The organism is Alphaproteobacteria bacterium HT1-32 (genome assembly GCA_009649675.1).
Classification (GTDB): Bacteria; Pseudomonadota; Alphaproteobacteria; order Rhodospirillales; family HT1-32; genus HT1-32.
The window spans coordinates 83,956-103,812 of the sequence record WJPL01000001.1 but is presented as its reverse complement, the minus strand read 5'-3'; the positions used below and the strand labels follow the sequence as shown (position 1 = coordinate 103,812).

Here is a 19,857-nt window from a genome sequence, read left to right as displayed (position 1 = left end):
CATGCATCCCGCTCTCTCGGTTATCCTGTTCACGACGACATCCGGTATCGGATATGGTCTGCTGTTCTTTTATGGACTTGGCGCGTTTCTGGGGCTTTTGACTGCTGACCGCTGGTTCGGCACCGTGGGGCTTGGTTTTGCTCTGGCGCTGGTGACATTCGGACTGCTCAGTTCCACCTTTCACCTCGGCCATCCGGAACGTGCCTGGCGGGCGATGAGCCAGTGGCGGACATCCTGGTTGTCGCGTGAAGGGGTTGTCGCCCTGCTGACCTATGTTCCGGCCGGTCTGTTTGCTGCGGGCTGGGTTTTTCTTGAAAGCAACGATGGGGTCTTTGCCCTGCTCGGCGGCCTTGCCGCAATCGGTGCTGTTGTGACCGTCGGTTGCACGGCGATGATCTATGCCAGTCTGGCGACAATTCACCAGTGGCATAGCCGCTGGACGCTGGGCAGCTATCTCACACTGGCGCTTGCCACCGGCGCTGTCTGGTTCTGCCTGTTCTCTGCGGTACTGGGTGAAGGCGCCGGAGTTGGTCTGTCGATCCTGACAATGTCGGCAGTGCTCGTGGCCTGGGCGACGAAGATGGGGGCATGGAAGCGTAATGATACGACCAGCCATCCCTCGACCCCGGAAAGTGCGACCGGACTGGGGCGCATTGGCAAGGTTTCCATGCTGGAAGGACCGCATACGGAAGCCAATTATCTGATGCGGGAAATGGGCTTCAAGGTCGCCCGGAAACACGCTGAGAAATTGCGGCGGATTGCCGTTCTCTGCGGTTTTGTCGCGCCTGCTCTGTTATCGCTTGCGGGTGCTTTTCTGGCCGGGGGCTGGGATATCATTGTCTTTCTGGCGGCGGCGGTTCTGGTCAGCGTTGGCGTGTTTGTTGAACGCTGGCTGTTCTTCGCTGAGGCGAAGCATGTCGTGACCTTGTTTTATGGCGCGAAGGCTGCCTGATGAAAAATCCGGGTGACCCCGGCTAAATTCGCTCTCGGCCCTTCATAACCTTCCTGTATGATCGTTACGGGAAGGACCACGATATGCGGCTGTTATTCGCTCATGCCCTGATTGCGACGCTGTTGCTGCTGTCTGCCTGTGCCGGTCATCCGGCTGTAGCGGCAGAGGGGCCGGTCGTCATGGTTGCGGGTATTGACCGTGATCCGGACTCTGTTGTCCGTACGAACCGTATAAATCAGCGGGTTGAGGATGGTCTGGTCCGCCAGTTGCGTGACAGGGGATATCGGGTTGTCGATGAAACAGCGGTCTCACTGGGCACGCTGGAGACCGGGCGCAGCCGCCGGGATGAGGGCGAGGTGATCGGGGGTGCCCGGGCTGTCACGACACCCCCTGTCGACCTTCTTGTTCTCTACACTATCTATGCGAATGCCGAGAGCGGCAATTATGCAAAGGTTATCCGGACCCGGGTGACGGGTCGCATCGTGAATGTCAGTTCAGGCGAGCGGCTGGGCGCGTTTGAGACCGCCTTTCCGAAGCCCCGTCATGCACCGCTTGGCTGTGGCCGTGATTGTATTCTGGAGATCGCGGGCCATCAGGCGGAGATTCTCTCCCGCGATCTCGGAAGCATCCTGTCGGCATATATTGAGAGTGCCATACAGGGACAGACAGACAATCTGACCGGGATTACAGAGAAACAGGGACTTGTCCGAAGTTACAGCCTTGCTTTTGAACAGTTCTCGACCGCTGAGATTACCCGTATTGAGGAATATCTCGTCGCGTTCAGCGGTTACCGGACCTACCGGCCTGTCCGGGTTATGCAGCTTCATGCGGAATACTGGTATGAGACCACGGCGGAAGCAGCGCGGATGAACCGTAATTTACGGAAGATGCTGGATTATCTCGGTGTTCAGGGGCGGGTCGCCTTTACGGGCGACAGCTTTGTGGTCCGGAAGCTGCCGAAGTCGGCGGGGTGAGCGGTGATGCGCTGGCGGATTGCTCCGGTTGTTGTGGCTCTCCTCTGTCTGTCGTCATCAGCGGCTTCGGCTGCGGAGATACCCTATCCTGAAATTCAGCATCTGATTCTGCGTCAGGCGCGGGCAACGGGTGTGCCGCCCTCACTGGCAATGGCGGTTGCGCGTGTTGAATCGGGATTCAATCCGGCGGCAGTCAGTCCAGCCGGTGCCATCGGTGTCATGCAGATCATGCCGCAAACCGGTAAAGGCGAGTTCGGGGTAGAGGAGAGCGCACTCCGTGACCCCCGGACCAATGTTCGCATCGGCGTTGAATTCCTCCGTCAGCTCTACCTTCGCTATGATAACCGGTGGGATCTGGCGCTCTCGCATTACAATGGCGGGTCGCTGACGCCGGGTGATGAATGGCAGCCCCACGACTATACACTGGGATATATCGCGAGGGTTATGGCCTGGAAGAAGATCTATGGTTTTCAGCAGCAGTTATGGGCTGGACTGTCTGAACAGCAGGTAACTGACGACGGGGCGAAAATAACAGTCATTGATATCCCGGCTCCGGTGCGGGCATCTGCGATCACCGGATCGTCTGATGATGCCTTCAGTGGTCGGGATTTCGCTACTCGTTTACGGATCGCAGAACGGACATTGGATGACTTTCCTGTTACGGAAACGGGTGAGGGTGGTTGACGTACCGGATTGATTGCCAACAAATCAATGAAGTCATGATTTTTGCGTGTAGGGGCTGGTCAAGTTGGTTGGACGGTATCAATCGTTCTGTGTTGTTCTGTTGTCTGCCGGGTTGCTGCTGGGTGCGCTGTCCGCTGCTTTTGCCAATGCCGGGCAGCGCGGGATCGAGATTGAAATCATTCCGGATGACAGCAAGGGGCAGACTGACGTTGTTAATCTCTACAGGTCTTCCCATGCGCTGGTTATCGGTATTGACGCCTATTCAAACGGCTGGCCACGACTTCACAACGCGGTTGCCGATGCCCGTGCTGTTGCTGAAAGTTTGCGCCAGCGTGGCTTCAGCGTCGATTATTTTGAAAACACGACTTCGGACAAGCTGAGGCAGATTTTCCGGCGTTTCTTTATCGAACGGGGTGCCAGTCCGGACTCCAGGCTGTTTGTCTGGTTTGCCGGTCATGGCCATACGCTTGATGGCGAGGGCTTCATCATCCCGTCTGACGGCGCGACCCCCGACGATGATACAGGGTTTCGCAGAACGGCTCTGCATCTGCGCGATATTGGTAATTTTGCGCGACTGGCCCGGTCCCGGCACAGCCTTGCGGTTTTCGACAGCTGTTTTGCCGGTACGGTTTTCGGGGCGACCCGTGCATTGCCACCACCAGCGGTCCGCCGCGCCGTGCTGAATCCGGTCAGGCAGTTCCTGACCTCGGGCTCTGCCAATCAAAAGGTGTCCGATGACGGTCTGTTCCGGCGTTTGTTTCTTGAAGCGCTTGATGGCAAACGGCCCGCTGACGCTAACGGCGACGGTTATCTGACGGCCTCCGAACTCGGCCTCTTCATGGGGGATGCTGTCAGCAATTATACAGGTAATGGCCAGACGCCACAGTTCGGCCCCTTGCGTGATCCGCTCTATGACAAAGGCGATTTTGTTTTCTTGCTCGACCGTCAGCCTATGACGCCATCCGGCGGTCATCAGACGGATGCGATAGTCTGGAACAGCCTGCGCGACAGTCAGCGTCCGGAAGACTTCCAGTTGTTTATCGATACCTATCCGGAAAGTCCCTTTGTCCCCTTCGCTGCAAACCGCCTGTCAGCCCTGCGGACAAAGCCCGCCGGGCTGATCGACCCTATGGACACTGTTCTCTACGTGATCGTTGACCGGGCCAACCACCGCAGAGAGCCAGGGGTTGAAAGCGAACGGGTTGGCCAGTCTGTCAGAAACGCTGCCGTTCAGGTAACAGGCAAGCTGCGTGATGCGCCATGGTTCCGGATACGCAGGGAAGATGACCGGACAGTCTTCATTCATGCCAGTCTGCTGTCGCCTGAAAAGCGGGCTGATGTCTCGGAAGTCCGGTCATCTGTCAGGCAGCCCGGCGATCTGTTTTCCGACTGCAAGACCTGTCCCGAGATGCTGGTCACTCGTTCCGGACGTTTTATGGCAACCAGCAGGAGTAGCTCGCGCTTGTTTGATATCCCCGAGCCTTTCGCGATCAGCAGTCACGAGATTACCCGGTCAGAATGGGCGGCCTGTCTGAAAGGCGGTGGCTGTGGGAGATATCAGCCAAAAGCACGTGAGGCCGCTTCGGAGGAGACGCCAGTCAGTCATGTTTCCTGGGATGATGCGATGGCCTATGTCCGCTGGTTGTCGGAAAACACAGGCCTTCCCTACCGGCTGCCCAGTGATGCGGAATGGGAATATGTGGCGACGGAGTTTGGTCTGGTGCAACGGGATGTTGCGGATCAGTCGCTGCAGGATGTCGTTCATGATGAACGCCGTATTGGCGGGCCTTCTCAGCCGGTCGACGCCCGTGCGGCGAATACGGCCGGTGCTTATGGCATGACTGATGGTGTTCGGGAATGGGTGGCTGATTGCCGGATCGGTCAGGAGACCCGGCGTTGCGTTACCCATGCTGTCCGCGGGGCCGCTACTCTCGAAAATGAGAACGGTGATGTGACATTGCCACGTGTGTGGATTGAGCCTGATGCCCGTAGCCCGGTCATCGGATTCCGGGTTGCCCGGGATCTGAAAAAGGGGGAGCTTGGACAGTGATGGCCGGGGACGAAATTATCCATCTGTACCGGGTTGGTGCCGAAGGCGATCCGATATCCGTGTTCTCCGGACTGGTGGAATCCGGTCGCTATCCGGATAGCCGGGTTCTGCAGAAAATTGCAAAAATCGTGGCGGGAGCAGGTACAGGCCCGAACCGGGACACGGCATGGTATGAGCTTGCCCATATGGCTGCAGCGCTGGCGCAGGGCGGAATTGTCGGCGGCGCACGGTTCGGCTTTCTGCTGGGTCAGCAGACCATTACGGTTGGTGCTATCCGGCAGGCCATACAGGAGATGATGACGCCAGCGAAAATGGTGTCTGTCGATGCTGTCGGAATTGAAATTGACTATGGTACTTCGCGATTTGCGATCCGGTTTTCCCGGATGCCGGTCTTGTTCGGCCTTTATGAATTTCTGTCAGGGATTGATGATTTCAGCTTCTTCAAACCCTTGCAGGACATTCTTGATGCCCTCGCCAGTGAGGCACTGGGGGAGGCGGATGTACGGCAGGCAGCAAGCCAGATTTCATCGCATATGCGGGGATATCGCCGGACGCATATGGCTTATGCCCGGCGCGAGGAAAAATTCGACCGGCTATGCGCCTATCTGAACCACCGGGCTGAAACATCGGGTGTCTGGCAGATTGACGATGATGCAGTGCTGGATTTCTGGAAGTCTCATGCCAGCGGCAGTGACTTCCGGTCTTTCCGGACCTGTTTTGATGGTTTCATTTCGCTGATGACGGTGCTGGAGACGGCGCGTCTGGCGATTTCAATGTCCCATGCGGCTCCTGTAGGACAGGACCGGGAAGATTCAGAGATTGATGTTGCCGATACTCAGGCGGAGCCGGCCGATGAATGGGTGAACCCCTTCATGGTCTTCGATGAGGAGGAGATGCAGGAGATCAAATTCTTCAAGACCTCATCTGAACGCCGGCCCCTTGAAATTCTGATGTTCTATGGACCGGCTGTGCTGTCATTGCCGGAGGGCTATTTCCGGCATGAATGCCTCGGCGCTGTCCAGACCGCGATAACCGTTGATCTTCAGTTGCGGCGCGGCGCGGAGTCCGTCCGTCGGCGATTGTCCTGTGATGAGGCGGAGACCTATACAGACCGTCTGGCGGTTCTTGAAAAGCTGAAATCCCATCTGCACCGGCTGCAACTGGCTTCGCTGCATTACATTTCCGGCACGGCGACGGATGGACAACTGAAGTCTGAGGCGAGACAGGCGGTAACCCGGCTGAAACGCAAAGGGTTTGATCCGGAGGATGTTGGCGCTGAACGACGTGAACTGTTTTCACAGGCTGCGGTGACGCTGGTGCGGATGTCTGATCATCTGAACCGGTGCCTTCTTCAGTTCGCAGGAATGGAAGAAAAACTGCCGGAATTATTCGAACAGGACCGTCAGGAATTTTCGGCTATATTCAGCCAGCTTTACGGGACTGAATGATGGCTACTTTTCGACCTCCGAAACGCAATGAAGAGGCAGGTTTGCGAGAGGCCTTCGTGGCGGAAGATATCCGTGGCGAGTTGCTGCTCGGAGGGGAGACATTTGTAACACAGGCGGTGAGTACAGGGCGGCTTTATCAGCAGATACTGTCAGACCAGCTGGACTGGACAGATTTGTCTTCCGGTGCCAGGCGAACTGCGATGGAAATTGAACGCAGTTTGTCCGTCGTTGATTTTGGCACTGCCATCGCCGCTGCGGACGCCGGTCCGGTAGAGCGGCGATACCGTGGCTATTCGATTACGTTCCGGGAATCACAATCTGACCCGAACCTGACTTATCTGCTGATCAGCGGGACGTCGATGACGACGGATAACCCGGCTAACCTCATTGTCTTTGGTATGGATGAGCGACGAATTTCCTTTCCTTTGCCACCATCACGACGAGGCGTCATTCAGGTTTTGATCGATACCAGCAGTGAACTCTATGACCTGCTGTCAGAGCCGTCTTCTGTCCTGATTCTGCGATAATGATGTATGCGGTCTATATTGCGACAACTGACGGGCCGGTGCGCATTCAGCGCCTGCAGCCGGAATCCGCACCGCTGAGTGAGGTTTTTATCGGTCGTGGTGTGACGCCGCTCGGCTTCCTCAGTGCGGGCTTTGATAATTTCATGCAGCCGGGGAGACCCCCTCATACGGCATTTGGTCCGTTCAGCATGCCGGGCTTTCGTATGGACCTTTCCTCGCCTGTTGAAAGTGGAGAGAGCTGGCAACTTGCGGTTTTTCTGGCTTGCGGCCTGGCGCGTTCGGGCCTGCTGGCAGGGCCGAATGATGCAGTGGATGTCAGCCTCTGCCTTACCGGGCGTGTTGATGCTGACCTTACGGTTCGAAAGGTTGGTCATCTGGACATCAAGCTTGAGAAACTGCGAGGGCTGATCACCAGGGTCGGGCATCCGGTGAAGATTTTCGTTCCGGCGGATGAACTGCCGGAGGCGACAGGGAGAAGCGGGAATGTGACGGCAGTCGATGATGCCCTTGAAGTTTTTGACCAGCTTGGTCTGCCACGCCCGGAGTCTGCCAGAAAGACAACAACCGGCAAGTCATGGACCCTGACAGGCAAGGCAGGGGCTGTTTGTCTGGTTCTCGGATTGCTCGGGTTTCTGATTTATGAGTTTCGGCCCGGCAATGACCGGGAGTCCCCGGAAGACCGTGTGATGACAATGGAACAGGTCGCTGACCTGGCCCCCCGTCTTGCTGTTAACGTCCTCAGACCTCCGTCAGGGGAAAGCTGCGCCGCTGTTCATTTTGGCAATGTGCAACCGGTTCAGGAAGATGTTCCCCTTCATAACAACGCGGTCCGGTTATCCGTTTCACCGCTGTTATGTGGTCTGTCTTTCGTCATCAGGGCCGCAACACGCGGGGAGAACCTGTCGACCTATGCGGACTTTCAGGGTGCCCGCGTCGCCGAGATGATCGGGCAACCGGGTGAGGCATCACTACCGGTCCGCTTTGCCGACCAGCATGAATGGTCGGTGATGCTGCCGGCCCTGCTTTCTGAGGAATTCAATGTCACTGTGTTCGCGATGACAACGGGAGAGGAACCTGTCGCCCGCCGGTTGAATCTGTCGGTGACGCCATGAGGCTCCTGATTCGCAGTCTGATCCTGTCATTCATCATTCTGTCCATGATCTCTGTGGCCATCCGTGCACAGAACGTGGATGACGTCGCTGAAAGTTTTCAGGCTGGTCTCACCCGACTTGTCGGGGAAGTGACGGACAGACCGGTAAGGCTTGCCCTGTGGTCGGGGCCGGAGAAGGGAATGCCTGTCGCGGCATCCGTCATCTACGGGCTTGAGGCGGATCTGCAAAAGGCACTTCTCAAACTGAACCCGGTGCCTGAAATCCTTGCCCGTTCCGAACTTTCAGCCCTCATCGGCAATCTCTCGGCGACCGGTGCACTTGATGATCCGACAGGTGATCCTGTGGGTGAGTTGTTGTCGAAGGTCCGTGATGTCGATGCGCTGGTGATTGGGGATTATCGGCTTGATGACCTGACGCTGATCGCCCGCTACCGGCTGGTCTCGCTGTCCGGACAGGTGCTCGCGGTATCCGGAGGCGTGCAACATGCCTTGACCCCGGCTGATCTTCAGGCTGAACCCGGTGCCGTTGCTCTGGATGTTGCAGTGGATGACCTGTCGAATGCGATTGTCGAGGCGCTTGCCGATACAAGAGAACTGCAGATGGGTGTGGTTCGGCTGGCCGGTAATGGCGGCATATCGCCGTTTGGTGAATATATTCGCAAGACACTGACAGGCCGGTTGCTGGCCCGCAATGAAAACATGATCGGAGCGGCCCCCCTGCAGATCATCAATCAGGGGACGGAAGTGACAGCCGCAGATAGCCCCGTGGTGAGTGGTGATTACTGGCTGCGCGGGACAACAGTAAGCCTGGTTATCACTGTCATGCGGGAAAACGAGGTGCTGGGTGTATTCCAGCGCCAGATCCGAATGGACAGCCTTGGCGGTCTGCGGCTTGTCCCCGATGAAAACTTTGATCTGCTGACGATGACAGATGATGTCGGTCCGCCGACAATCGGTCTTTCTATGCCGGGTGGTCTGGCCGTGCTGAAGGTCGGCGACCCGCTGATGTTTGATGTTCGCCTCAGCAGAGCCGGTTATCTCTGGTGTTATTATCTTCAGGCTGATGGTCTTGTGCGGCAGGTCGTCCCCAATCCGGGTTTGCTCAACCGGCGGGGCGACAGCTGGCTGGATAGCGGGACTGACCGGCGGCTTCCCGTTCCGGAGCGTGACGGGTTTCGACTTGTTGCTGCGCCACCGGGCGGCCCGGAGCTGCTCAAATGTCTGGTGACCGACAGGGATGTGCGCCGGGAACTGCCGCAGGAAATGCAGGGGCTGTCGCTTGATCCGCTGCCGCCGGGTCTGAACGGCAGGATTGTCGAGATATTCCGCAGTCTGCCGAACCTTCGGATTGCCGAGGACAGTCTGTTTATAACTGTTGTTGATCCTTCCGGTGAGGGTGCTACATCGGTCAGGTGATCCCCGTCTGTGGAGAGACTTAACCCATGGCTTTCAGCCTTAATCCCCTTGTGTCGGCAATCGAAGAACCACCGATTTCAGAAGCACATAGCTGGCTGGACGGGGTCTCATTTACGGTTGAGAAGCCGCTGATCGATCTGGCACAGGCAGCGCCCGGTTATCCGCCGGAGGAAGGGCTGCGTCGGTTTCTGGCGACAGCAGTCATGGAAGAGGCAACCAGCCGCTATACCGATATTGAAGGATTGCCTCTGCTTCGGCAGTTGCTGGCGACGGATATGTCGGAAACCTATCAGGGAACGGTATCACCTGAACAGGTTCTGATTGCCGCAGGCTGCAACCAGTCTTTTTATCTGACGGCGATGACCCTGTGCCAGCCGGGGGATGCGATGCTGGTTGTCAGTCCGTGGTATTTCAATCATCGGATGACGCTGGATATGCTGGGTGTTGAGCCGGTTGCCCTGCCGGCCCGGGCAGTTAATGGCTTTGTTCCGGACCCGCAGGATGCTCGCCGACTGATGACCGACCGGATAAAGGCGATCCTTCTGATATCGCCGAACAATCCGACCGGCGCTGTCTATCCGGAACAGGTGTTGCAGGAGTTCGCCGATCTGGCGGCGGAGCAGGGGATTGCCCTGATTGTCGATGAGACTTACCGCGATTTCCTGGCACCGGAGGTCAGTCGTCCGCATGGACTGATTGCCCGGTCAGGATGGGACAGCCACCTGATACACCTCTATAGCTTCTCGAAGGTTTATTCGATGACCGGCTATCGTGTTGGGGCCGTTGTCGCCGACCCGGTGCTTATTACGCAGATCGCCAAGGTGATGGATTCTCTGGCCATCTGTGCGCCCCGTATCGGGCAGCTGGCGGCAATTTACGGGTTGCAGAATCTCCATGACTGGCGAGCCGGAAACCGGCGGGTCATGGCTGACAGGGTGGCCGCTTTCACGGCGGCCCTGGAAGCGGTGGAATCCGGTTATGAAATTCAGTCGATCGGTGCCTATTTTGCCTTCCTCCGGCATCCGTTTGAAGCCTCATCATCTGTCATCGCCCCGGCTCTGGCCCGGGAGGCCGGGTTGCTGACGCTGCCTGATACCATGTTCGGTGGTGCGGGTACGCATCTGCGCGTCGCTTTTGCGAATGTTGATGGCGCGGAAATGCCAGAAGTTGCCCGCCGGTTGCGGCAGTTTGAGCAGGATCACGCCGGAGCACGATAGTCCGGCGGATTACCGTCGACGGTATTTCCCTGAACCTGCTGATCCGGATAATCGAATGACCAACCTGCTTTCGACCCTGCTTGCTGAACGTGACTGGCTGCTGGCTGACGGAGGGACCGGCACCGGTCTTTTTGCACGCGGTCTTGAGACCGGAGATGCGCCGGAATTATGGAATATTGATTATCCCGACCGGATCCGTGATCTGCATCAGGAATTTGTCGATGCAGGGTCTGACATCATTCTGACCAACTCTTTCGGCGGCAATGCCATGCGCCTGAAATTGCACAATGCCCAGGGCCGGGTTTACGAACTGGCGGCCGCAGCTGCAAAAATAGCCCGCGATGTCGCGGATGCAGCAGATCGGCCGGTTGTCGTCGCCGGTTCAATGGGGCCGACAGGTGAGTTGTTGTTTCCGGTTGGCAGTCTTTCCCATGAAGACGCCCGTGACGCTTTTGCCGAGCAGGCACGGGGGCTCGCGGATGGCGGGGCTGATCTGCTCTGGATTGAAACCATGTCATCGCGTGAGGAATTGCAGGCTGCGGTCGAAGGTGCCGCATCAACAGGCAAGCCGGTGGTCGCAACGATGACCTTTGATACAGCCGGGAAAACCATGATGGGCGTTGCCCCGGAGGAAGCCTCGAACTTTGCTGGTGCGATGGCAGTGGCCCCGGTGGGCTTTGGAGCCAACTGCGGGCTTGGGGCCGGGGAAAATATTTCGTCCGTGGTTGGTGTTGCGAAAGCAATCTGGCCGGGTGCGGTGGTGGTCGCCAAGGCGAACTGCGGTATTCCGGAATGGAAAGGGGATGGTTTTGTCTATACCGGAACGCCTGAAATCATGGCGACCTATGCCCGCATGGCGCGGGATGCCGGTGCGCGGATTATCGGTGGCTGCTGTGGCACCCGTGGCGAGCATCTGGCTGCGATGAAGGCGGCGATGGAAGATTATGCACCGGGTGAGCCTCCAACAGATGAACGTATCAGGGATGTGCTTGGCGAGACACCGCCGAAGCCAAAAGTCACACCGCATGGCGAGGCACCGCGCCGGCGCCGTCGTCGGGCGTGATTCCGGTTACAGATTAAAGGCCCAGTGCGGCGGGGCCGCACCGGCGACCGGACTTTTGAAAGTATATATCCGGTCATCCAGCAGATTGCCGAAGTAAACGGTCTTGAGGTCCGGCCCGCCAAAGGCAATGGATGAGATGTTCCGGAGATGGGCCGACTTGATGGTGTCGAGATGCGGGCGGTCCATCTGACCGGCCTCATAGGCGGCCTCGACCATGTCGAGATGGTCCGGATCAGCATCCTGCAGGATGATCTGCTGTTCACCGTCCGGCATGACCCGGATGACCGTGTTGGAAATGATGCTGACAATCCAGACCCCCCCTTCAGCATCAAAGCCAAGTCCGTCCGGAAATATTCCCGGCCCGAATTCTGCAACTGTTTCCCGCTCAACCAGCCGGTTGTCATCGGTGATCCGTAACCGGGTCAGCCTTCTGGCAAAGGTTTCATTGACGTAAAGATGCCGCCCGTCCGGATGAACCAGTGATTCATTCGTATAGCCAAAACCCTCCGCGGCAATTCGTGTGCCCCGTTTGTCTTTCAAGATGATGTAGCCGTCGGCGACATCCTTGCGATAACCGAGCGCCCGGGGAACCCGTTTTGTTGAAACGGTTGCCCAGACCCGGCCCTCGGTATCGTAATTGACGAAGTTGCAGGGCGGCAGGGCTTCACCGTCGAGTTCGACCAGAAAGGGTTCCTGCTGACCATCCGGTGTGACCCGCCAGACACCACCCGGCGGTAACAGGCTGGCACAGAGTGCACTGCCATCGGGCATCAGGGAAAAGCCGTTGGTGGCAACCACGGGATCGCCGGGCCCAAGAATATCAGTGCGGGTTCCGTCCGGTGATATACGCGATATGCCCCCGCCAAAATGAGAGCAGTAAACCGCGCCGGAGCGGGTTGCCGCGACACATTCCGGGCGTGTCAGCCCTGAACCGAAAGTTCCGAAGGCGGCGGCGTCAAACTGGAAGCTGCTGGTGGTACTCATGATCTGATTTCTCTCCCGGAATGGAGCCGGATCATTGCGTAATGTATACGTTGCTGTCAAACCACCTAATGCTTTTACAACAGATAACGGATCACAGCGGTGGTGCCGACACCGGCGGCGATGGTCAGCGCCAGATTTCCTGACAGTTTCATGGCTGCTGCTGCCGCGACGGCACCCATCCATTCTGCCGGTCCGCCATTCCAGATCGGCGGGGCGATCATTGCGACAAAGACTGTCTGTGGTGCTGTATCCAGGAACCGGCGAAGCCGGGGGCCGGGCTCAACCAGGCTGATGATCCAGTAACCGCTGAGGCGGGTGAACGCTGTTGCTGCTGCCATTGCGAGAATGGTCAGGACGATATGGGGATCAAAGCTCATGGTCGTACCGCCGCAATCAGGGCACCTGCGGACGCGGCGGCAATGATGCTCCAGCTTCCGGGAAGAACTGTCGCCAGCAAGGGGGATAAAACCGCTGTTGCGATGAAAGGTGGCAGGTCGCGGCGCTTTGGTTGCAGCAATGCCAGCATGCCGATGAACACGGCAACACCAAGGAAGTCGAGCCCGAACAGACGGGGATCGGGCACCAGATCGCCGAACCATACCCCGGCCATAGTGGCGCTGAGCCAGATCGGGAAGAACAGGCATCCCGCGCCAATGATGAAGGCAGGGCCGGTTGGCACCTGCCGGCTGCGGGCCATGGTCAGTGCCCATGATTCATCGACCATCATCAGCAATGCCAGCCAGCGCAGGGGGCGGGGATGCGACCTGATCAGCGGTGTCAGGGTTGCCCCCATCAGCATATGCCGTGCGTTGACGGCAAAGACGGCGGTTGCAATGGCAATCAGAGTGGCGCCCTGATCGAACATCTGGACGGCCACCAGCTGGCTGGCCCCGGCAAAGACGGTGGCGCTCATCAGGCCCATCTCGACGGCGCTCAGTCCCGCCTGCGACGCGGTGACGCCAAGTGTCAGCCCGAAGACCAGTGCACCGACGGAAACAGGCAGGGCTGTTCTTACACCTGCAAGGAACTCGGGATTCATTCTGTTACCTTCTGCGCCATTGCGACTTTGTGCCCCGGATCAGTTCCGGAGCAGACGAGGATGTATAGGGGGGACAGGAGGTTTCGTCTTGAACGAAATGGCGCGGTCAGCCCGCCCGAAACTGTGCGGGCGTGATGCCTGTGGCCTGGCGAAAGACGCGGGTCAGATGTGCCTGATCCGAGAACCCGCAATCTGTTGCGACATCAACCGGGGCCTGACCCTGCCGCAGCATCCATTCTGCTGCGCGGACTCGCCGGTGCATCTGGTAGGCATGTGGCGGAAGACCAACGCTGTGCCGAAAGGCCCGGCTTAGCCGGTAGGTGCTGATGCCGGTGATTGTGGCAAGATCGTCAAGGCTGATGGGCTCTGCAAAATGCGTGTCGATATAGCTGCGCGCCAGTGTGACGGCACGGGGTTCATTACGGCCAGCCTGGTCAAGGTCGGGAGCAACGCCGGAGCGTTCAACCACATCAGCGAACAGACCGAGCAGCAGTTCGCCCCGGGCCAGCGGTACATCTGTCTTTGCGATTGCGCCATGCACATCCTGAAAACAACGCCACAGATCGGGGTCCGGCAGCGACAGATTGGTGAACTTCTCGTTCTGGTTACGCCCGGTCATTTCCCGGACCGTCTCGGCAAAACTAGCCTCATCAATCAGAAGAATATGCTGTTCCCAGTCATGATCTCCAACGCCGCAACCCCAGTGCACCGTATCCGGATTGACTGTCATCAGAATGCCCGGTTCGGCAATGAAAGACTTCCGGGGTGTGTTTACCTGCATGGCACCATTGGTGACGATGCCGATACCTACCCGGTCATGGGCATGTTTGCGGAAGGAAAAATCTGAAAAGCGGGCATGCGACAGTTCGGCCCCGCCATATTCAGGAATACGCCGGAAGGTAAGGTCGATCGATTTTCCATCACCCGAGAAGCACATCTGCAGATTATGCCGTAAATCAGGGCTGTGGTCTTGAACGTTTTGGCGCTGGACCGAACTGCCCCCTCTTCCCGATTAGCAGGGGATGAGGGGGCAGATTGATTAACTGGCCAGGTTTTCGACAATCACGGCGATGCCCTGACCACCACCGATACACATGGTCGCGAGGCCGTAGCGACCGCCTGTGCGCTGCAATTCATAAAGCAGCTTGGTGAAGATGATGGAGCCGGAAGCTCCGATGGGGTGGCCGAGTGCAATCGCGCCACCGTTCGGGTTGGTCTTGGCCGGATCGAATCCGAGGTCCCTGGAGACAGCACAGGCCTGCGCCGCAAAGGCTTCGTTGGACTCGATGACATCGATATCGTCGATACTGAGGCCGGCACGGGTCAGCGCATTGCGGGAGGCATTGACCGGACCGATGCCCATGATTTCCGGTGCAACACCGGCATGGCCATAGGCAACAATACGGGCCATCGGCTTTGCACCGCGCTTTTCAGCTTCACTTGCTGCCATCAGCACGACGGCCGATGCCGCATCATTGATACCCGATGCATTACCAGCCGTTACCGTGCCGTCTTTCTTGAAGACCGCCCGAAGTTTCGACATGTCCTCTGGTTTGGCATTCATACGGACATGTTCATCGGTCTCGAACATGACGGTTTCGCGTCGCTGCCTTACCTCAACCGGGACAATCTGCTCCCTGAAACGGCCTTCACTGGCGGCAAGTGATGCGCGACGGTGGCTTTCCAGGGCGAAAGCGTCCTGATCCTCACGGCTGATCTGATATTGCTCAGCCAGATTTTCCGCCGTGATGCCCATATGGCCATTACCAAACGGATCGGACAGTGCCCCGACCATGATATCGACAATCTTGGCGTCACCCATTTTCTGACCCCAGCGGGCAACAGGGACAGTCATCGGGCTGCGGCTCATGCTTTCTGCGCCGCCTCCGATAGCGGCGGTGCAATCGCCGAGCATGATATGCTGGGACGCCGTGACAATGGCCTGCAGGCCAGAGCCGCAGAGACGGTTCAGGGTCAGGGCCGGGGTCTCGATGGGGATGCCGGCATTGACCGCCGCAACCCGGGACAGATACATGTCTTTCGGTTCCGTATGGATGACATTGCCCATGACCACATGGCCGATATCACTGCTGTCGACACCGGCGCGCGTTACGGCCTCACGGATTACAGTCGCACCGAGATCTGTCGGGGCGACATCTTTCAGACTGCCGCCAAATCCACCGATAGCAGTCCGGACGGCGCTCAGCACCACCACTTCATTCTGTGCACTCATGATATCTGTCTCCTGCTTATTCGGCGGCGTTGCTGTTAATGATCCGGTCTTCCTTCAGTTCTTTCTCCATTGAGAAGACTGAGGTGACGGAGGTGTAATCCATATAGCCGAGGCGGGCGACCGGCTGAATTTTCAGGACATCGACCAGGCCATCAGCGGTAATGTAATCGTCATCAATATGAATACCAACGACTTCACCGAATGTGACGATTGTCGGCTCGTTTGCCTTGTGACCGGGAAGCTCCACCAGCTTGATGGTACGGCATTCCATCTTTACCGGTGAGGCTTTCACCATCGGTGCGTTGACGATCTTCGCCGGTTCGATTTCGAGACCGGCCAGTTCAAACTCGTCGACTTCCGGCGGCAGTGTTTCGGAAGTTTTTGTCATCTGGTCCTTGAGATCGTAGCTGACCATGTTGGCGACGAATTCCCCGCTGTCGCGGGCGTTGGTGACACTGTCTTTCATCCGGCCACCCTCGAAATACCCGCTGGAGGCGAACATCAGGATTGGCGGATGGAAACCGACGCCGTTAAAGAAGCTGTAGGGTGCGACATTTGGCACGCCTTTCGAATCGTAAGAGGATATCCAGCCGATGGGCCGGGGAATGACGATGCTCTTGAACGGATTGTAGGGCAGTCCGTGATCATTATTCTTGGGTTCGTAAAACATTGGAAATCTCCATAATTTTCGCGATCCTACACGCCGCTATCCGACAGGCCAACGGTTGCTGTCATCCGAACCGGTCGCGCTATACAGGAACTGACCATTGCCCGCACAAGACCGCCTGTTCCAGATTGTCCAGATATTGCAGCGCCGCCGGAACCGGCTGACGACCGCTCAGCTGATTGCCGAGGAGCTGGAGGTCTCACTGCGCACGGTTTACCGCGACATGGCCCGTTTGCAGGCGGCGCGGGTGCCTGTAGAGGGTGAGGCCGGGCTGGGGTATCTGCTGCGCGACGGTTTTGATATGCCGCCGCTCATGTTTACGGAAGAAGAGGTCGAAGCCATCGTTCTGGGCGCGCGCACGGTACAGACCTGGGGAGACCGGGAACTGGGGCGTGCTGCAGAAAACCTGCTGGGCAAAGTCGAAGCGGTTCTGCCGGACCGGCTGAAGGCAAAGCTGATGGATGCGGTGCTCTACGCACCGGACCTTGGTCAACGTCCACAGATTCGGGTCGATATGGCTGACGTGCGCCGGGCCGCCAATGACCGTCGTAAGATCAGGCTGATATACACAGATGCCGCCGGAGCGGATACGGAGCGGGTAATCTGGCCGCTGGGTCTGGCTTTTCTTGGAAGTGTCTGGCTGATTATCGCCTGGTGCGAATTACGGCAGGATTTCCGGACTTTCCGGGCTGACCGGATGGTGGATGCTGAGTTTCTGGAGGATATTTATCCACGGGAAAGTGGAAAAACCTTGCGAGACTTTATGCAATGGATGGAAACAGAGTCGGAAAAAAAGTTGGCAGAAGACTGCGATAAATCATAATGTTATAAAAATATAACTATTAAGACTTTTGTCTGGGGGATATTGGAAATGCCAATGACATTGGCGGAAAAAATTGTCGCAAGGGCGAGCGGCAGGGAACAGGTCCGCCCGGGTGAGATTGTCACCTGTTCAGTTGATCTTGCAATGTGCCACGATTCCAGTGGCCCTCGCAGATATGGGCCACGTCTGAAAGAACTTGGCGCCTCGGTCTGGGATCCTACAAAGGTTGTGGTGGTCAGCGATCACTTTGTCCCGGCTGTAGATGCTGAAAGCGCCCGTATCCTGAAGCTGACCCGTGACTGGGTGGCAGAAAACAAGATTTCCCATTTCTATGACATGGAAGGTATCTGCCATATCAAACTGGCGGAGGGCGGACATCTGAAACCAGGCATGTTTGTCTGTGGGGGAGATTCGCACAGTACAAATGGCGGCGCGTTTGGCTGCTACATGGCGGGGTACGGGGCTACGGAAATGACCGGGGTGATGGTCACCGGTGAAATCTGGGTCAAGGTTCCGGAGACGATCCGGGTCAATATTACTGGTGATTTCGGGCCGGCTGTCTCTGCCAAGGATATCATGCTGCATCTCTGTGCCACGCTGGGCATGGATAATCATTTTCGCGTGGTTGAATATGGTGGGCCGACTGTCCGGTCGATGTCGATGCGCGAGCGCATGGTGCTGACCAACATGGCCGCAGAACTGGGGGCTGAAACGGGTATCATCGAGGGTGATGAGATCACGGCCGGCTGGCTGCGGGAAATGGGTGCCGAAGTGCCCGCCGACGTGATGGACTGGAAAGGCGATGATGACGCAGGCTATCTGGCTCAGCATCAGCTCGACATCCAGTCGCTGCCGCCACAGGTTGCAGCACCGCATTCGCCGGAAAATTCAAGCGCGGTTGAGAACCACACCGGAACGACCGTCGATCAGTGCTATATCGGAGCCTGCACAGGTGCGAAACTTAGCGATCTGCATATGGTGGCAAAGGTTCTCAAGGGGCACAAAGTCGCAAAGGGTACCCGGTTGCTTGTTGCACCATCCTCAACCGCTGCCATGCGTGATGCGGCGGCAGACGGTACGTTGCAGATCATTACGGAAGCTGGCGGTATCATGTTGCCAAGCGGCTGTGGTGCCTGCGCCGGTCTTGGCGCGGGTATTCTGGCGGCAGGCGAGACATGTATTTCCAGCACGAACCGGAATTTTCAGGGCCGGATGGGCTCGGGCGACAGCGAGGTTTATCTGGCGTCACCCTATACAGTCGCCGCGTCTGCGATAACCGGGCGGATTGCTGACCCGCGGGAGTATGTCTGATGATTGAGTCAGCCCGCGTCTGGAAATTCGGCAACAGCCTGAATACCGATGTTCTGGCCCCCGGCCTGTATTTCAAACTTCCGGCAGAAGAGGCGGTCGTTCATTGTCTGGAGACGGTCCGGCCGGAATTCGTCAAGGATGTCCGCCAGGGCGATGTTTTCGTTGCCGGTGATGACCTGGGGATCGGATCATCACGGGAACAGGCCCCACAGAATCTCAAGATGCTGGGGATCTCTGCAATCATCGCCAAATCCTTTGCCCGTATTTTTTACCGCAACGCTCTGAATATTGGTCTGCCGGCACTGGTCTGTGCTGAAACCGATCAGATTGAGGATGGTGACAAACTGTCCATCGATCCGGTTGCAGGCAGCATCATCAATGAAACCAGGGGGCAGACCTATCAGTGTGATCCGATACCGGAGCATCTGATGGAAATGATTGCTGATGGCGGCCTGATGCCACATCTGAAAAAGAAAATCGCAGCGGGACAGAAATAATGACCAGCCTGAAACAGCAGTTTGCCGCGCCGGAGCTTGTGATTGCGCCGGGCATTTATGATGCAATGACCGCATTGCTGGCTGAAAATGCCGGATTTTCCGCAGCCTATCTTTCCGGTGCTGCTATCGCCTACACACGCTTCGGACGCCCGGACATTGGTCTGGTCAGCATGTCGGAAGTCGCGGAAACCATGGGCTGCATTCGTGAACGGGTCGATATTCCGGTCATCATTGATGCGGATACCGGCTTCGGGAATGCCCTGAACACAATGCGGACCGTGCGGCTGTTTGAACGCTGTGGTGCCTCCGCTATTCAGCTTGAAGACCAGACCATGCCCAAACGCTGTGGCCATCTGAAGGGCAAGACACTGGTTCCGACGGGTGAAATGTCCGGCAAGATCAAGGCTGCGCTGGATAGCCGCCGCAGCGAGGAAACCCTGATTATTGCCCGCACCGATGCGGTGGCCGTGGAAGGGTTTGAACAAGCAATCGAGCGGGCTGTTGCCTATGCCGAAGCTGGCGCGGACATGCTGTTTGTCGAAGCGTTGCGCTCAGAAGAAGAAATGCGGTCGGCCTGTAAACAGCTTGGTGGTCTGGCGCCGATGATGGCGAATATGGTTGAAGGCGGAGCAACGCCTATCCGCTCCCGGGAGGAATTGCAGTCTTTCGGATACTCCCTCGCGATTTTCCCCGGTGGCACTGTCCGGGCAGTCGCGAAAATGTTGTCGGCTTATTATGAAAGCCTGCACAAACACGGGACGACTGATCCTTATCGCGCTAATATGTTTGAGTTCGAGGAACTGGCGGCCCTGGTTGGCACGCCGGATATGCTTGAGCTTGGGAAACGTTACGACGGGTAAA

The 19,857-nt window shown here is 57.5% G+C and carries 20 protein-coding genes; 14 read left to right on the top strand and 6 right to left on the bottom strand.

All coding sequences use genetic code 11. The features are described from left to right. The first annotated feature begins 1 nt into the window (after position 1). The 10 genes from GH722_00520 (at position 2) to bmt (ending at position 11,442) form a co-directional block, all read left to right on the top strand. Positions 2 to 952: a dimethyl sulfoxide reductase anchor subunit gene (locus GH722_00520; protein MRG70236.1), complete on the top strand. Its 951-nt coding sequence runs from the start codon at positions 2 to 4 to the stop codon at positions 950 to 952. 83 nt (positions 953 to 1,035) lie between these two features. Then, positions 1,036 to 1,926, top strand: coding sequence for a hypothetical protein (locus tag GH722_00515; GenBank protein ID MRG70235.1), 891 nt, complete (start codon positions 1,036 to 1,038; stop codon positions 1,924 to 1,926). 6 nt (positions 1,927 to 1,932) lie between these two features. After that, positions 1,933 to 2,610: a transglycosylase SLT domain-containing protein gene (locus GH722_00510; protein ID MRG70234.1), complete on the top strand. Its 678-nt coding sequence runs from the start codon at positions 1,933 to 1,935 to the stop codon at positions 2,608 to 2,610. A 64-nt stretch (positions 2,611 to 2,674) separates the two neighbouring features. Then, on the top strand, positions 2,675 to 4,660 hold the full coding sequence (locus GH722_00505; protein ID MRG70233.1) for an SUMF1/EgtB/PvdO family nonheme iron enzyme: 1,986 nt from the start codon (positions 2,675 to 2,677) through the stop codon (positions 4,658 to 4,660). Continuing rightward, positions 4,660 to 6,108 (top strand): hypothetical protein, encoded by a 1,449-nt coding sequence (locus tag GH722_00500; protein ID MRG70232.1) that lies wholly within the window; start codon positions 4,660 to 4,662, stop codon positions 6,106 to 6,108. The genes GH722_00505 and GH722_00500 overlap by 1 nt, the downstream gene beginning before the upstream one ends. Continuing rightward, positions 6,108 to 6,635, top strand: coding sequence for a hypothetical protein (locus GH722_00495; protein ID MRG70231.1), 528 nt, complete (start codon positions 6,108 to 6,110; stop codon positions 6,633 to 6,635). Before GH722_00500 ends, GH722_00495 begins: the two co-directional genes overlap by 1 nt. Then, on the top strand, positions 6,635 to 7,747 hold the full coding sequence (locus tag GH722_00490; GenBank protein ID MRG70230.1) for a hypothetical protein: 1,113 nt from the start codon (positions 6,635 to 6,637) through the stop codon (positions 7,745 to 7,747). The genes GH722_00495 and GH722_00490 overlap by 1 nt, the downstream gene beginning before the upstream one ends. Next, positions 7,744 to 9,162 (top strand): DUF4384 domain-containing protein, encoded by a 1,419-nt coding sequence (locus GH722_00485; GenBank protein MRG70229.1) that lies wholly within the window; start codon positions 7,744 to 7,746, stop codon positions 9,160 to 9,162. The genes GH722_00490 and GH722_00485 overlap by 4 nt, the downstream gene beginning before the upstream one ends. Before the next feature lie 26 nt (positions 9,163 to 9,188). Beyond that, positions 9,189 to 10,379, top strand: a complete 1,191-nt coding sequence (locus GH722_00480; GenBank protein ID MRG70228.1) for an aminotransferase — start codon at positions 9,189 to 9,191, stop codon at positions 10,377 to 10,379. Continuing rightward, positions 10,303 to 11,442, top strand: a complete 1,140-nt coding sequence (gene bmt, locus GH722_00475; GenBank protein MRG70227.1) for a betaine--homocysteine S-methyltransferase — start codon at positions 10,303 to 10,305, stop codon at positions 11,440 to 11,442. The genes GH722_00480 and bmt overlap by 77 nt, the downstream gene beginning before the upstream one ends. Before the next feature lie 6 nt (positions 11,443 to 11,448). Here the strand turns inward: bmt and GH722_00470 are convergent, their stop codons facing one another. From GH722_00470 to GH722_00445, 6 genes are all read right to left on the bottom strand, one after another. Beyond that, positions 11,449 to 12,609 (bottom strand): hypothetical protein, encoded by a 1,161-nt coding sequence (locus tag GH722_00470; protein MRG70226.1) that lies wholly within the window; start codon positions 12,607 to 12,609, stop codon positions 11,449 to 11,451. After that, positions 12,501 to 13,070, bottom strand: coding sequence for a hypothetical protein (locus tag GH722_00465; protein ID MRG70225.1), 570 nt, complete (start codon positions 13,068 to 13,070; stop codon positions 12,501 to 12,503). The genes GH722_00470 and GH722_00465 overlap by 109 nt, the downstream gene beginning before the upstream one ends. Continuing rightward, on the bottom strand, positions 12,800 to 13,465 hold the full coding sequence (locus tag GH722_00460; GenBank protein ID MRG70224.1) for a branched-chain amino acid ABC transporter permease: 666 nt from the start codon (positions 13,463 to 13,465) through the stop codon (positions 12,800 to 12,802). Before GH722_00460 ends, GH722_00465 begins: the two co-directional genes overlap by 271 nt. Before the next feature lie 106 nt (positions 13,466 to 13,571). Further along, a complete protein-coding gene (locus tag GH722_00455) occupies positions 13,572 to 14,402 on the bottom strand; it encodes a helix-turn-helix domain-containing protein (protein ID MRG70223.1) in 831 nt (276 codons plus the stop codon). A 102-nt stretch (positions 14,403 to 14,504) separates the two neighbouring features. Continuing rightward, positions 14,505 to 15,698, bottom strand: a complete 1,194-nt coding sequence (locus tag GH722_00450; GenBank protein MRG70222.1) for an acetyl-CoA C-acyltransferase — start codon at positions 15,696 to 15,698, stop codon at positions 14,505 to 14,507. A 16-nt stretch (positions 15,699 to 15,714) separates the two neighbouring features. Further along, positions 15,715 to 16,368, bottom strand: a complete 654-nt coding sequence (locus GH722_00445; protein MRG70221.1) for a flavin reductase family protein — start codon at positions 16,366 to 16,368, stop codon at positions 15,715 to 15,717. A 97-nt stretch (positions 16,369 to 16,465) separates the two neighbouring features. Here GH722_00445 and GH722_00440 point away from each other — a divergent pair, with 97 nt between their 5' ends. The 4 genes from GH722_00440 to GH722_00425 are packed head-to-tail and all read left to right on the top strand — an operon-like array spanning position 16,466 to position 19,856. Next, the gene (locus GH722_00440; protein MRG70220.1) at positions 16,466 to 17,188 is read left to right on the top strand and encodes a WYL domain-containing protein; all 723 of its coding nucleotides are present in this window, start codon (positions 16,466 to 16,468) and stop codon (positions 17,186 to 17,188) included. Between the two features lie 48 nt (positions 17,189 to 17,236). After that, positions 17,237 to 18,499, top strand: a complete 1,263-nt coding sequence (locus GH722_00435) for a homoaconitate hydratase family protein (GenBank protein ID MRG70219.1) — start codon at positions 17,237 to 17,239, stop codon at positions 18,497 to 18,499. Beyond that, positions 18,499 to 18,996: a 3-isopropylmalate dehydratase gene (locus GH722_00430; GenBank protein MRG70218.1), complete on the top strand. Its 498-nt coding sequence runs from the start codon at positions 18,499 to 18,501 to the stop codon at positions 18,994 to 18,996. Before GH722_00435 ends, GH722_00430 begins: the two co-directional genes overlap by 1 nt. Next, on the top strand, positions 18,996 to 19,856 hold the full coding sequence (locus GH722_00425) for a carboxyvinyl-carboxyphosphonate phosphorylmutase (protein ID MRG70217.1): 861 nt from the start codon (positions 18,996 to 18,998) through the stop codon (positions 19,854 to 19,856). Before GH722_00430 ends, GH722_00425 begins: the two co-directional genes overlap by 1 nt. Position 19,857 lies beyond the last annotated feature (1 nt).